We start from the raw sequence: 14,666 nt of genomic DNA, 5'->3' as shown, positions 1-14,666 counted from the left end.
ATATCGCTAGGGAATTATTGCTTTTGTTCAAGCAACACTTGGTAAGCATCCATGGCGACAATATCACCGGTTCGCAGTCCCGCGAGGACTTCTACTTCACCACCGACGGGCTCAGAGACGCGCACCTGGGTGAGCACAAATTGCTCGCCTTTTTTCAAGTAGACACTGCTAAGCTCATTCATGGTGATAAGCGTCGAGGTCGGCAGTTGGATTTTTTCCCGTTCGCCATTTTTAAACAGCGCCTTGGCCCAAGTACCGGGTTGAAGGTTAGGCTCATCCTTTGGCAGGTTAATCCGTACCTGATAGCTGTGGCTCACTGGGTCGGCAAAGCTAAAGATGGTGAGATCCTTGGAGGTGAGTTCACGACCATCACTTAAGCGCACCATAAACTCAGGCGCGTTTTTCAGTTGCTGAATATAGCGCTGTGGCACTTGGGTGATAGCGCGCATTTGGCTCGGTGAAAACCCCGATAGCAGTGGCTGACCGACACTGACGGTTTCGCCTAATTCGACTAAACGCTCGGTGACAATGCCGCTAAATGGTGCCGATACCACAGTATATTTGAGGGATTCAGTGGCTTTGATAACCCTAGCTTTGGCGGCACTCACGGCTTGTTCGGCGGCCTTGGCATTGGCGGTCGCTTCATCCATGGCGCCTTTTGAAATCGCGCCTTGGGGGAAGAGTTCTTTATAGCGTTTGTATTGGGCCTGCGCCTCGACATTCAGGGCTGTTGCTTTGGCGAGATCGGCTTCATAGCTTGCCAGTTCTGCGCCTTGCTCTTTGCTGGTGATCTCGAGTAACGCCGCGCCTTCTGGCACGACATCATTAACATCGTAGTTGAGCTTAACGATACGCCCTGAGGTTTGCGCCGAGACGGTAGCCGCTTTGACAGCCTCGATACTGGCGTCTAAGGTCACCCAATTCGCGTACGGTTTGCTCATCACCTCGAGGGTCGCTAAGGGCGCAGCCTGGGTGGCAAAGGGGGAAAAAACGAATAATGTGAATAGAGTACGTGAGATTGCAGCCATACCAAATCATCCCAAAAATAATTCATGAGTAAATTCTAATGGAGTTGTTTTGATTAGGCAATCAATATTTATTAGAAAAATTTAATGTAATCGATTTCGCTAATATAGGGAAACGGCGAATGAATCTTCCCTTACATCAATCGCCATGTCATCACTCTTAGGTCTTTGTCCTGCTTTAAATATCAGTCGTTTAAATAATAGGTCAGCGTAGACACAATGCGAATTTGTTTTATGTAAGGCGTGCTGCTGTCACGATCGGAAATCGTAAACTGGCCTTGGCTGGCACTCTTAATCTTACCCAAACGCGATTGTGAGTCCTTGGCAAACTTTTCGGCCACTTCCCGCGCATTTTGCGTCGCTTCCTGCACCATGGTCGGTTTCACATCATTGAGCGCCGTAAATAAAAACTCGGTGCGGTTTTCATAATCTTGGCTACCGATGGCAATGCCTTCTTTAACCAAATTTATCATTTGCTTACGCGTGCTTAGCATTAAATCAATCTGTGGGGTATAGACAGAAAGATTCACCTTAGCCGAGTAACGATACCTCACGTTCGGGTCGACGTAGCCTTGGGCCTGCCTGTCTTCTATCGTCGGCAGCGATACGGTAATCTCGCTGTCGCTAAAACCCTGTTCCTTGAGGAAGGCGACCACTCTGTCGGTTTTTTGCTGCACTGTGTCGTAGAGCTTAGGCAGGTTATTGTCGACTTCGGTGAAGTTAATCGGCCAGATGGCGATATTGGCTTTCACTTCCTTTTCGGCCAGCCCTTTAACTGTGACTGTGCGCTCTAGGGCTTTCATCTCTAACAGCGCCGAGCTAGCGCTTTGTCCTACATAGACCATGCCCGCACATAAAAAACCGCCAAGCACGAGGGCGGGGAGTAGGTAACTCTTTTGCATAACTGATTCTCTCGATGGGATGCCTTTCGCTACCATACTGCAATTAGATGATTTTGGGCATAGGTGAAGGCGCAAAGCTGAGCGCTTAATACTAAATGCTCAGCTGCTATTCAGGATTGAAAAGCTGTTGTTGCAAAGTGGCTTATAACTGAACGGCTTAATTGGCTGGCGGCGTTGGACTTGGCTGCCATAATTCGACTTTATTGCCATCGGGGTCGATAAACCAACCGAAACGGCCAAATTCCGAGTCTTCAATCTCCCCAATCTGTTCACCGCCGCCCTGAGAGACTTGCTGTAGGGCCTGCTCCAGATCGTCAACGATAAAATTGACCATAAAGCTTTTATCAGTCGGGGCAAAATAGCTAGTGTTATGGTCGAAGGGGGTCCACACATGGTAACCGGGCGTGGGTTTATCGTTATGATAAAAAGCCGCGCCGCCCCAGTTTTCAATCGGTATTTGCAGATGGGTTTGATACCAAGTGGCTAACGCGACGGGATCAGTACTTTTAAAAAAAATACCACCAAGTCCAATGACTTTTGCCATAAGGGTGACAGTGCAAGGGAAGGATGGATTAACTTTAGGCAATAAATACGCAAGATACAAAAAAGCCGCATAAATGCGGCTTTTTTGAGGCGTAAACAGCTTAGAACTGGTAGCTGTACTGTACTGAGTAGTACATACCTTTTGATTCAGTTACGGCGTTCACAGGGCCTGTGATAGCGCTGTTTTCGATCAGGTGAACTTCTTCACCTTTAATGTACGCGATACCTAAGTCAACGGTGTTTTGTGGGTTGATGTGGTAGCTCATACCCGCTGTGTACCAGTTACGGTCAGAGTCTGGGAATGAAATCGAGCTGATTTCGTCCACAACGCCTTGGTCATGCATATAACCTGCACGAACAGTGAATTGTTCGTTGATGGTGTATGTACCACCTACGCTGAATAACCATGAATCTTTCCATTGGTATTCTTTCAGGGCTACGTCACCTACGGGTTGAGTCACACCCACAGCGGCAATCGTTGCAGTACCGTCTTTCGCAGTGATTTGATCGAAGTTGCCCCATTGGGTGTGCTGCGCAGTGTAGTGCAGTGCAAACTTAGGTGTGATCTGATGGAAACCGGCTACTTGGAAAATATCCGCTAACGGTACATCTAAGCTATCGAAACTGGTCGTAACTGGTACTGCACCTACACCAGGAATGGTTGTCATCGAGACAGTATTGATATCGCCTTCAACATTTACGGTTGGGCTGAAACGGTAGCTGATACCGAAACGGTTATCTTTATTTAATTCAACAGTGGCACCCACGATACCACCGAAAGCCCAACCATCAGCGTCTACGTCAACCAGAGGCGTAGTGCCCATATTACGGGTTAAGCGGCCTTCGCCGTAGACGGCATCCAAACCCGCACCGATGCTGAACATATCGTTGATGCGGTATGACACGCTGGCGTTGAAGTTAACTGTAGTGACTTCAGTTTCACCGAGTAGGTCGAAAGGTGCTGCAGGCTTGTTCTTAGACAAAGAGCTGGCGTCAGTACCTGTACCGAAGTTAGAGAATGCGGCAAAACCCACGGCGAATTTATCGTCGATTGGGTGGATGTAGAAAATGTTCGGGATAACTTTAGAGCTACCCGCATCGTCGATACTGCCTAAGTCATAGGCGCCACCGCCAAAGTTAACGTCTTTAACGTCAACAGTAATATCGGCATAGGTTAGGCCTAAAGAGATTGCATCTTTATCGAATAATGCCATCGCTGCTGGGTTACGCGATAACACAGAGGCGTTATCGGCGATGACTGCGTCACCAGCAAAAGCACGGCCCATACCTGTAGCTGATTGGCTGTTTAATTGGAAACCCGAAGCGAAAGTTTGTGAGCTCGCCAGTGCAACTGCAACGGCAAGCAGCGTCTTGTTGAATGATTTCATTATTATTCTCTCATTATTTTGGTATTGGATTTTGTTCGGTCCTAGTCGCCGGAACAACGCGCAAATCCTTTTATAATCTTCGGCATGTTAGGGATTGTGTGTAACCTCAACAAGTCCGACCAGATTTGATTTTTGTTAAAAAACAGTTAATTAAAACGGGGTCATACTTTAGCATGAACGAATGGTCGGGCCAGATGCTTGGTATCTTTGGCTTTTATCTTAAGGCGAGGTTTTAATTGAGGTTAACGTTTTGTAACTGATGAAAGGTTAATAAATTTATACAAATTGTAAAAAGCGTACACTTGTACGCTTTTTACGTTCTCAGAAATTATTTCAGCTGTTACAACGCGGACTTAAATTGCTCAAACTCTGCGGTGATGGTTTCTGCTGGGCGAGACATCTTGCTCACAACAACCCCTGCAATAATTGCAAACACAAATCCAGGTAAGATTTCGTATAGGTCGAAAATGCCACCTGTGAGCTGCTTCCATATCACCACGGTTAATGCGCCGACAATAATGGTAGCAATTGCACCGTTACGGCTGTATTGCTTCCAGAAGAGTGACAGGAGCACCACAGGGCCAAAGGCAGCGCCAAAACCTGCCCACGCATAGCTCACAAGGCTTAATACACTGCTTTCAGGATTCAATGCAATGATGCCTGCGATCACGGCAATGGCCAGCACGCCCATACGACCTACCATCATCAACTCGCGATCGTCGGCTTGAGGGCGCAACCACTTGCGGTAAAAGTCTTCGGTGATGACGCTCGAGCACACCAATAACTGCGAATCAATGGTACTCATAATGGCCGATAGAATTGCGGCGATCAGCAAGCCCCCAATCCAAGGGTTAAAGGCGGCTTGGGCTAAATGAATAAACACGGTTTCGGCATTGGCGAGTGGTTGATTGGCAAAATACAGTGAACCCGCTAACCCTGTGGCTAAAGCGCCGATGAGGGATAACATCATCCAGCTCATGGCGATACGGCGAGACAGCGGTAGTGCATCGGCAGTGCCAATGGCCATAAAGCGCGACAAAATATGTGGCTGGCCGAAATAACCTAGTCCCCACGCCAGCAGTGATAACAAGCCAATTACCGTGGTTTTGTCACTGATAAGTGCCAGCATAGCCGGGTCGATAGACTCAATTCCCGCATGGCTCTCTGGGTGCGAGAACACCGCAAAGGGGATGATCAGCAGGGCTATCAGCATCAAGCAGCCTTGGAAGAAGTCGGTCCAACTCACGGCAAAAAAGCCGCCAATAAAGGTGTAACCCACGATGATGGCCGAACCAATGACTAAGGCAACGGTGTAATCGAGTCCGAAGACTTTTTCGAACAGAATGGCGCCGCCCACCATGCCAGAGGATGCATAGAAGGTGAAAAACACCAGAATCGTGACCGCAGAGACGAGTTTGAGGTAGCCCTGTTTATCGTGAAAACGTTTCTCGAAGAAGTCGGGCAGGGTGAGGGCGTTGTCCGCTAATTGAGTGTAAATGCGCAAACGTTTGGCCACAAACAACCAGTTAAGCCAAGCACCGACGACTAAGCCGATACCAATCCAAGCTTCGCCTAAGCCGCCTAAGTAAACGGCGCCGGGTAAACCTAAGAGTAACCAGCCTGACATATCGGAGGCGCCCACGCTGAGCGCGGTTACGGCGGGGCCCATTTTACGGCCACCTAAAATATAATCATCAACAGTATCGGTGGCACGGTAAGCCCAAAATCCTATGCCCATCATCAATACTAAATAGCCAACAAATGTGATTAAAATCGGGGTTTCAATCGTCATATTGTCTTTATCCCATCTTGTTATTATTAAAAGTGGCAAGCATGCTACCAGATGTTTGAGCAAGAACCCATTAGTAGATAAAGATGTGACCGAAATCCGACCTCCTAGCATGAGAAAAGATCGGAGGTCGGCATAAGAAAGGATTTGATATTAATAGGTTAGATAAAGGTGTTCTTGATTTCGTCTTTTACGAAGCTAAGGTCGGTCTTATCTTCACCCACAAGCAAAATGTATGCATCACCAGCCTCAAAGCCCATACCTTGATATTTACCGTCGGCGAAGGTGTTGTCCAGCACCATGCGTTTTTCAATCGGCACAATAAACAGAGTGACTTTGCCTTTTTCAGCTTGCAGCACTAAGTGCAGACTCTTAACCCCTTGAAAATCGCAGTAAGAGGTGTAATAGACCTTACCGGGCTGCTCAGTAAATTTAGCGTGGCCGAGGTTTTTTAAGGAGGCGAGCTGCGCGTTCACTTGGCTAAAGTTGACATTTTGATCCACCTGCAAGGCCACGCCTTCATGGTAGACATGGGCTAATGCATGCTCGGCTAAATCCACCGGACCTAAGCGCAACAAGCTGAAACTGATCCCCACAATAAAGGCAATGGACGCGGCCATGGCCACCAAAAAGCCCGTTTGACGGCGCTGCTTATGGTGCTGCTGCAATTGTTGGCGCAGGATCAGCTTGTCGGCTAAATCTTCTGGCACATCCACTTTTAAGGCGTGGGTGAGTTTGGCGTCTAAGCTTTTAAGCTCAGCGACGAATGCTTGGTTTTCTGCGCTTTCCTGCATTTGCGCAACAAACTCAGGATCTTGATTATGAGGATCTTCATAAGCTTGACGTCTAAATTTAAGCTCATCCATTGGATTGGCCTCTTACCTCAGTTTTCTCAAGTAATTCTTTCAATTGGTTCCTCGCCCGAAATAAACGCGTCATCACGGTATTACGATTCAGTTCCAATAGTTGGGCGATTTCATCCCCACTAAAACCGCCAATCAATTGCAGTAATAAGGGTTCCCGATATTCAATATCCAGCTTAGCGATTTGTCGCCTCAGCCAATATTGCTCAGTTTGCTCTTCTGTGCTGGAGGCGATGTGATCTTCTAAGCTGTCTTGCTCGACATCGGCGTAATCGAATTGTTTGCGCTCGAATCGACGGGCATTTTCGCGCCTCAGAATCGTGATCAGCCAAGCCTTCGCCGCTTTATCATCCTGTAGGGAATCTAAAGAGCGCCATGCCCGCAAGAAGGTTTCTTGGGTGATGTCCTCTGCCACCTGCTTATCGCCGCATAACCAAAAGGCATAGCGGAAGATATCGGCGTGCAGCGCCTTGACTAGGCTATTGTATCGTCGTTGTTTGCTCAGCATGTCAGAAGAGACCGCAGGCTCGACGGATTTCTTTCGCCAGTTAGCAAACATTTTTTCGATATTTTCTTTTTATTTTACGATTCAAAAGATTACACCTTACTCATTCGATTAAGCCGTGCGTCGTTTTGATTTATCCGTCTCTGTTTAGCCATTGGGGTTCAGCGGTTGTAATTGCGTAGATTGCTGCGCCATAGGGTGTAGCTTGCCGCTTTTCACCGCGCTTAACAATGCTTTTACAGCGCTTGCCAGTTGGGCGTCGCTATTGGCTTTGCCGCCGTAGGCCAAGGCTTGCAGCTGACGAATCGCCTCTGCTAACTCGCTCGACTGCGCCGCAATTTTATCGAGCGTCATAGGGCGAGCGGCCTGCTCACTACAGTATTGCTGCAATTGCTGCAAAATATCACTGACATTGCCTTTAGCGCAGGCTTGCTCTAAGCCCTTAATGCCTGTGCCAAGAGCGAGCGGTTGCGAGGCGACTTGTGTATGGACCGTCGGTTGGCGCTTAAGCGCGCGTCGCCAAGCGACAAAAGTGACGGCCCAAGCAACTAATGTCACCAGCCACAGCAGGGCGAACAGATTCGCGCTCCAATGGCTTTCACTGCTCTCGCTGGTATTTGCCTGCCAGTTGGGTTCGATGGGCGTATCGACCACGGCGCCACCTTTTACTTGAATGGTACGGGCGGGCAGGGTTGCCATTTCTTGGCGTTTAAGATGCGGATTCCACCAAGGTACTTTCACTTCGGGTAAGGTAAAAGTGCCTGCCTTACTGGGGACGATAGCCGAGGTAATACTGTACTGTGACACTATCTGCGCGTCGCGCACAAAGCTCTGACGCTGAGGTTTTTCGGGATAGGATTTGAGCTCTGGCGGCAGGTTTTGGGCGATATCTGGCAGGCTATTCTCATCGGCGTTGGAGGCCAATAACGTGAGCGTGCGGGTGATGGGGCTTCCGACGGTAAACTCTTTTACATCCTCAGGAAAACTCTCTTTTAAGGCCACTAAATCGGCCACAAGCCATTGGCCTTGAAAGCTCGTTGGCGCAGGTTCGACTTGAATGCTTAAGGAGGGCGCGCCAGCCTGCATTGGGCGGCTCTCGTTAAAGCCAAACATGCCGCCGCGGCGTTGGGATTCCACTAATACATCGCCAGAAAAGGTCGCGCCTTTGATGTTCACTTGGCCGGGTAAGTCGGGAATGATGCCATAGGTGCGTTCAATCACGCGGTAACGACGGCCTTCGATGATCTCCGAGCCGTCCTTGTCTTCGCCAATTTGCTTAATCTGCGCGCCTTCGATAACGGGGGCATTGAGCACACCGCGTTGCAGTTCGACCGCAAGGTAGAGCTTCACTTTGTAGGTGATAAGCTGGCCGACGTAGGCCTCATCGGTCGAGACTTTGGCATCGATAAACAGATTTTTGGCCTGCTCAGGTTGTGCGCCCGCTTCGACGACCTTGAGGGGAATTTCGGCGGAGCTGACGCCATCAATGCTAAAGGATGGAATAGTGAGTTGGCCCTTTTGCTTTGGGGCAAGCAGTACTTGCCAGCGAGTTTCTTTAACCGCATCGAAGTTCATTATCTGGGTGCTACGGCTCACGCTGGTGCGACCCACGATGAAATCCTTAAGCAGGATGGAGGTATCGAGTTTACCCGTGTCGACCTCATCGTCGGCACTGACATTGAGCACAAAGTACTCTCCCTCCATCACCGGATTGCGATCGACCGACGCCTCGAGTTTGCTCAGGGCAAAGGCGGGCTGAATGACCGCGATGCAAAGCGTGAGGAGGATAAAAAATTGTCTGATCACCACTGTTCGTTATCCCTTGATATTTGGCCATTTTGACGGCGTTTTTGATATTCGAGTTGCATCTTGTTACGCAGTAACACCTGTGGATCTTCACTCACGCCCCGCAGTGCTCGCTGCATCTCCGCGGGCAAAGGCTCGCTGTTGCTCGGCGGCGCTTCAACAGACTCAATTGCGGTATCTGGGTTTTTATCCGCCTGTGACTGTTTCTCTTTATCCGCTTTTTGCGCTACGGCCTGTTGCTGTTCTTGCTCGGCTTTGGACTTATCATCCTCGACCTGTGCCTGCATTTTGGCCTCGTTGCTGGCTTGCTCTTCTTTATCTTCTGCATTGTTATCGGCGCGGTTTTGCTGATTGGCTTGTTGCTCGGCCTGCTGTTGTTCCTGCTGTGCATCTTGCTGATCTTGCTTGGCCTTATCATCACTCGCTTGCTGTTTATCCTGTGCGCCTTGCTCAAGATTACTCTGCTCGGATGAAGACTCTTGCTCCTGCGACGGTTTTTCGCCCGCTTGTTCAGGATTATTTTGCTGTTGGGACTGCTGCTCTTGAGACTGATCTTGAGCTTGGTCGTTTTGCGAGGATTGTTGGTCTCCCTGCTGGTTTTGTCCCTGCTGCTGATCGTTCTGGTTCTGTCCCTGTTGGTTTTGGTCGCCTTGAGACTGCTTATCTTGATTGTCAGCATTTTGCTGTGATTGTTGCTGGTTCAGCAATTTCTCAGCTAACTCAAGGTTGGCTTTGGCCTGTGGGAACTCGGGCTGCTTGTCGAGTGCAGCCTGATAACGCTCCTTGGCTTTGTCGGGTTTACCGAGTTGCATCAGCGCGTTGCCTTGGTTGTAAAGGCCATTGGCTGAGCTATCTTGCTCAAAGCTTTTTAGCGCCTGTTCGTACTCGCCCGCCTTGTACTGCGCCGCGCCTTGCCATTGGGGCGTTTCGAATTTTTGAGCGGCATTAGCGTAATCCTCGGCTTGATAGGCTTGCATCGCCTGTTGCTCTTGGGTGTGCCAGAGCGAGTCCCATGCGCTGGCATGGGCGCTTTGTGGCGCAGCGCTGAGCAATAGACCGCCCAATCCCATCAGCAGCCAGCTGGCGAGCATGCCTTGCCTAAAGCTCAGCAGGGCAGGGATGAGTAAGAGTAAGGCGAGGTAAGGGCCGAGATCCTGCCAGGTTTCCCCATCGAGATCCGTGGCTTTGGCATCGCCACTGTCACTCAACCAATGTTGCAACTGTGCTAAATCCTGACCATCGGCACGATTGGGGATCATGATGCCATTATGGTTATCGGCTAATTTTTGCAGTAAGCCAAAGTCGGTTTTGGCGACAACGACTTCATTGCTGCTGTCGCGCTGTAATTGGCCATCGGGTAAGCGGATGGGCGCGCCTTGGGGGCTACCAAATCCCATGATCGCGAGCCGATATTGGCTACCGGCTAAGGCCGAGTTGGCCTCATCGAATTGCCTCTGGGTGATGCCATCTGTCATCACAATAATATCACCCCGTAGATGCCCGCCTTGTGCCAGTAGATTTTTAGCTTGGGTTAGCGCGGCCGCTAGGTTTGAGCCCAACACGGGCATAATGTCAGGGCTTAAAGTGGGTAATAAATTAAGCAGCGTGCCCGTGTCTCGGGTGAGCGGGCTTATGGTAAAGGCATCGCCGGCGAAGGCAATCAGGCCAGTTTCGCCTTCTTTTAAGCCGCGGAGCAAATCCGTCGCTCGAAACTTGGTTTGGGTTAATCGGTTGGGCGCCAGATCGGTGGCAAACATGGAGACAGACATATCCATCACCAATACCCGGCCTTGCTCGGCCGCAAAAACCGGCAAAGTTTGCTTATTGAGGGCGGGCCCCGCTAAGGCCAAGGTGGCAATCACCCAAGTGAAAGCCAAGATATACAGTGGTCGACGGGATTTTTGCGTGCCCTCTGTGACCAATATTTTGGCCAAGTGCGGCGCAATATAACGATTCCAAGCACTGTTACTCTGGTGTTGACGCCATAGCGCCCACAGGATGATGGCAAGTGGCAACGGGGCGAGTAACCATTCTGGACGAATAAAATGTAGGCTCATTAACGAACATCCCCCCGTGGTGTTGCTGAAGGAACAGGGTTTTTAGTCCGCGAAAACAGCGATAACTGACCTAAGGCTATCCAAATACTGGTGAGTAGCGCGAGGGCGAGCGGCCAATAGAATAGTTCCGCTTGAGGGCGATAGCTGAGTTGATCGCGACTCACGGGTTCCAGTTTGTCAATTTCTTGATAAATCTGTTCCAGCTCTTGACTGTTACGGGCGCGGAAATAGCGGCCATGGGTAACATCGGCAATATGCTTGAGTTGGTTTTCATCGAGATCCATCGACGGATTGACGCGCTCACGACCAAACAGGGTGCGTCTTTCCATAACATCGGCACCCACGCCAACGGTATAAATCGTCACTTTACGATTAGCGGCGATTTGGGCCGCTTGCTCAGGATCGATATTACCGGCGTTATTTGAACCGTCAGTCAATAAAATCAAGACTCTGTTACTCTCATCCATTTTATCGAAGCGCTTGACCGCGAGCGCAATCGACTCGCCAATCGCCGTTTGCTTACCGACAAGGCCAATCTGCGCCTCCTTTAAAAACTGGGCAACAGAGCGTCTATCTTGGGTGAGTGGTGCCTGTAGATAGGCGTGATCGGCAAATAAAATCAAACCGATACGATCGCCTTTGCGACGCTCAATAAACTCACTGACCACGTGTTGGATCAGGGTAAAACGGTCGACGACTTTGCCGTTAATCACCATATCTTCAATCTGCATACTGCCGGATAAGTCCACCGCCAGCATCAGATCCCGCCCTTGGCTTGGTAGTTCAATCGGATCGCCAAGCCATTGTGGGCGGGCGATAGCAAGCAATAACAAGCTCCACATTAACCAATAGCGCTTGCGGCTTTGGCGGCTGTGGCTAGTAATCTTGGCCTTGCCCGTTTGGCTAATGCCGGGCAATTGCAGGCGGCCACCTTCAGCTTGCACCGTTTGGCGACGCCAAAAAATAAAAGGTAAAGGCAGTAAAATCAATGCCAAAGGCCATGCGACTGTTAACATTGCTCCTCCGCAGGCTTTGCTGGAGCCGGTGTTAATACTGCCGACGAAGATGAGGACTGGCTCGATAAAGTGTGCATTATCGGTGCGCTTAATTTGGCTTTTGAGGCAAACCAGCTACGGGCGAGGGCCTGTAACTCAAGGGCCTCCTCGGCGCTGAGTGGTTTAGCCTGATGACGTTTTTCTAATAAGGGCCCAATGCGGCCGCGCTGCTTTGCGGGCAAATGGCTATCTAACCAGGTTGCCCATGCGGGGCCGTCGAGTTTTGCTATCACTTCCCTTGGCAGATAACTTAAGGCGGTGCGCTTTAACAGCTGATTCACGTCAGAGGGATACTGGCTCGAATGAGGATCAAGTGCTGCAAATAAACCTTGGGCGGCTTTTTTAGGCGCTAAGTAGGCGGCACGTTTTTTGAGCCACAGAATTGCGGCAATCAACAAAACTAACAGGATAGCGAGTGCTAACCAATAACCTATGGCCCATGGCCAAGCCCCAATCGGATCGGGGAGAATAATATCTTGTAAATCCGCCAAAGCGGGATTTGGCGTGGCAGCCTTATCCAAGGCTGGATTTAGAGTTTGTGGGTTCACGCTTTGGACTCACTTATGCTTTATGTTGCACTGTCTACTATTACTCACTTATTTGCCGTGCTGTTATTGCAGTAAGGCTAACTGCTGCGCGAGGGGTAAACCCGCGTCGATAAATTGGGTACGCACCTTCAGCTTTTGCATCATGGCGATAAAGTCATTCTGCTGCTGTTGTTGCTGCCCAAGCCATGCTTGATAACTGTCGCGAGTCAGCACTAAATCTTGGTCCCCTTCGCGAACCGGCAAACTAAACTGCTTGGGTAAGTTGAGGTTGCCCTGCCTTAGAGGGTCGGTCACCAGATAAGCGCCAATATCACAATGGCGTTTAAGTTCTGTCAGCGGCGCGATACATTGCGGCGTAAAATGGCTGCCATCTGTGATGATCCAAATCAATGAGCCCGGTTTCGCGATCCGCTGCAAGCGCTGGCAGGCGCGCAGGATATGGTCTGGATCTCGTGGATGACTGCCGAGCTGATTGAGTTGTTGCTCATGCATTCGGCGCAGGCCTGAAATGAGCTGTAAAATCCCTTGGCGGCGACTGCGGGGTTTTAACTCTAGATGCTCAGACTCGCAGGCGATTAAGGCGCCGAGTCTGTCACCATGATTGATGGCATTCCAACCTAGCGTGGTCGCTAAATGCCCCGCTTGTACCGACTGCAGCAGCAAACTAGATCCAAAATACAGGCTCTGGCTTAAATCGAGCAACAGCAGAATAGGGCGCTCGCGCTCCTCAATAAATAGCTTAGTGTGGGTTTGCCCTGTGCGGGCGGTAACGCGCCAATCAATAGTGCGTACATCGTCGCCCTGTTGATAGTGACGCACTTCGGCAAATTCCATCCCGCGGCCTTTGATTAAACTGCTGCGATGTCCCGCCATATTGGCTCGTGCCCGGCTGTGACGCTCAGGAATAGCCCGCGCAATCGTCTGGCAGGCGAGCAGTTCTTTCTCGGTTAAATGCAGCCCGTCGGCAAACAATGGCAAGCCATGTGGATTGCCGTCACTGTGTAGGGATGCGTGTAGCGCACTGTTATTCATTCAAAGCTACTCATACAAAGCGATTCAGTTTCCTAGGATTTATCAGACAGTGTATTCAGACCTGCCATGCGATTAAGGGACGGCCACCTGGGTCAAAATATGGTTGATCACTTGGTCGCGACTGACACCTTCGGCCTGCGCTTGATAACTCAGCAGCAGTCTGTGTCTTAACACATTGGGCGCAACGGCTTGAATATCCTCGGGAGAGACAAAATCGCGCTCGTGTAACCAGGCTCTGGCACGGGCGCAGCGCTCAAGCGAAATTGTCGCGCGAGGGCTCACACCGTACTCTAACCATTTTGCCAGCTCGTCACTGTAACGCGCGGGTTGGCGGGTCGCCATAATGATTTCGACTATGTATTTTTCTAGCGGTTCGGCGAGATAAATTTCCATCGCTTCGTCACGGGCGGCAAAAATATCGGCCTGGGCAATCGGCTCCGCAGTCGGCAACTCATGGGTGAGCGCTTCTTGACGGGATTGGCGCAGAATTTCGATTTCAGTGTCACCGCTTGGGTAATCTAAATTCAAGTGCATTAAAAAGCGGTCGAGCTGGGCTTCGGGCAGCGGATAAGTGCCTTCGTTTTCTAAGGGGTTTTGTGTTGCCATCACGAGGAAGAGCGGCGGCAACTTATAACTGTTTTTCCCAACGGTCACTTGACCTTCGGCCATGGCCTCTAATAACGCCGATTGCACTTTAGCGGGGGCACGGTTGATTTCATCGGCGAGGATCAGGTTATGGAAAATCGGGCCCGCCTCAAATTCAAAGGTGCCAGTTTGTGAGCGATAGATATCCGTGCCCGTAAGGTCAGCGGGCAGCAGGTCAGGGGTAAATTGGATCCGGTGAAAATCCCCTTCCACACCATCGCAGAGGGCTTTAACCGCACGGGTTTTAGCAAGACCTGGTGGGCCTTCTACTAATAAATGGCCATTGGCAATGAGGGCAATGAGCAGGTTTTCGGTCAAAACTGGCTGCCCTAAAACAACCTTATTTAGGTAAGTGCGTAATGCGTGGAAGCGACTCAAAGGCATGATGCTACTCGTTTTTTAGGTTGAAAATATCGATTGAAAATACGTGTGTGGGCTATAGACAACGAATATGGTAAAGAATTCCCTAAGGGTTTGGCTAGTGTTAAAAAAACAAACAGGTGTTTAA

13 protein-coding genes are annotated in these 14,666 nt (G+C 50.1%); all 13 read right to left on the bottom strand.

What is annotated here, in order from left to right; translation table 11 throughout:
- Positions 1 to 14: 14 nt before the first annotated feature.
- The 13 genes from CF168_RS13535 to CF168_RS13475 all read right to left on the bottom strand — a co-directional run bounded on the left by CF168_RS13535 (position 15) and on the right by CF168_RS13475 (position 14,542).
- Positions 15 to 1,028: an efflux RND transporter periplasmic adaptor subunit gene (locus CF168_RS13535; protein ID WP_011716507.1), complete on the bottom strand. Its 1,014-nt coding sequence runs from the start codon at positions 1,026 to 1,028 to the stop codon at positions 15 to 17.
- A 182-nt stretch (positions 1,029 to 1,210) separates the two neighbouring features.
- The gene (locus tag CF168_RS13530) at positions 1,211 to 1,927 is read right to left on the bottom strand and encodes an SIMPL domain-containing protein (protein ID WP_041412588.1); all 717 of its coding nucleotides are present in this window, start codon (positions 1,925 to 1,927) and stop codon (positions 1,211 to 1,213) included.
- Between the two features lie 157 nt (positions 1,928 to 2,084).
- Positions 2,085 to 2,471, bottom strand: coding sequence for a VOC family protein (locus CF168_RS13525; protein WP_011716509.1), 387 nt, complete (start codon positions 2,469 to 2,471; stop codon positions 2,085 to 2,087).
- 100 nt (positions 2,472 to 2,571) lie between these two features.
- On the bottom strand, positions 2,572 to 3,858 hold the full coding sequence (locus CF168_RS13520) for an OmpP1/FadL family transporter (protein WP_011716510.1): 1,287 nt from the start codon (positions 3,856 to 3,858) through the stop codon (positions 2,572 to 2,574).
- A 340-nt stretch (positions 3,859 to 4,198) separates the two neighbouring features.
- Positions 4,199 to 5,650: a sodium/proline symporter PutP gene (putP, locus tag CF168_RS13515; protein WP_011716511.1), complete on the bottom strand. Its 1,452-nt coding sequence runs from the start codon at positions 5,648 to 5,650 to the stop codon at positions 4,199 to 4,201.
- 158 nt (positions 5,651 to 5,808) lie between these two features.
- Entirely contained in the window at positions 5,809 to 6,513 is a 705-nt protein-coding gene (locus CF168_RS13510) for a DUF3379 domain-containing protein (RefSeq protein ID WP_011716512.1), read from the bottom strand.
- Positions 6,506 to 7,069 carry a sigma-70 family RNA polymerase sigma factor gene (locus tag CF168_RS13505; RefSeq protein ID WP_011716513.1) on the bottom strand — a complete coding sequence of 188 codons (564 nt, stop codon included), beginning with the start codon at positions 7,067 to 7,069 and terminating at the stop codon, positions 6,506 to 6,508. Before CF168_RS13505 ends, CF168_RS13510 begins: the two co-directional genes overlap by 8 nt.
- 93 nt (positions 7,070 to 7,162) lie before the next feature.
- Positions 7,163 to 8,824 (bottom strand): BatD family protein, encoded by a 1,662-nt coding sequence (locus CF168_RS13500; RefSeq protein ID WP_011716514.1) that lies wholly within the window; start codon positions 8,822 to 8,824, stop codon positions 7,163 to 7,165.
- Positions 8,818 to 10,878 carry a vWA domain-containing protein gene (locus CF168_RS13495; RefSeq protein WP_089068133.1) on the bottom strand — a complete coding sequence of 687 codons (2,061 nt, stop codon included), beginning with the start codon at positions 10,876 to 10,878 and terminating at the stop codon, positions 8,818 to 8,820. The genes CF168_RS13500 and CF168_RS13495 overlap by 7 nt, the downstream gene beginning before the upstream one ends.
- Positions 10,878 to 11,894 carry a vWA domain-containing protein gene (locus CF168_RS13490; protein ID WP_089068132.1) on the bottom strand — a complete coding sequence of 339 codons (1,017 nt, stop codon included), beginning with the start codon at positions 11,892 to 11,894 and terminating at the stop codon, positions 10,878 to 10,880. Before CF168_RS13490 ends, CF168_RS13495 begins: the two co-directional genes overlap by 1 nt.
- The gene (locus CF168_RS13485) at positions 11,888 to 12,481 is read right to left on the bottom strand and encodes a DUF4381 domain-containing protein (protein ID WP_089068131.1); all 594 of its coding nucleotides are present in this window, start codon (positions 12,479 to 12,481) and stop codon (positions 11,888 to 11,890) included. Before CF168_RS13485 ends, CF168_RS13490 begins: the two co-directional genes overlap by 7 nt.
- Positions 12,482 to 12,544: 63 nt before the next feature.
- Complete coding sequence (locus tag CF168_RS13480) at positions 12,545 to 13,513, bottom strand: DUF58 domain-containing protein (RefSeq protein ID WP_089068130.1); 969 nt, start codon at positions 13,511 to 13,513, stop codon at positions 12,545 to 12,547.
- A gap of 72 nt (positions 13,514 to 13,585) precedes the next feature.
- Entirely contained in the window at positions 13,586 to 14,542 is a 957-nt protein-coding gene (locus CF168_RS13475) for an AAA family ATPase (protein ID WP_011622189.1), read from the bottom strand.
- Between the last annotated feature and the right edge of the window lie 124 nt (positions 14,543 to 14,666).

This window comes from Shewanella bicestrii (assembly GCF_002216875.1).
Lineage (GTDB): Bacteria > Pseudomonadota > Gammaproteobacteria > Enterobacterales > Shewanellaceae > Shewanella > Shewanella seohaensis.
This window is presented reverse-complemented; position numbering and strand designations above follow the sequence as displayed.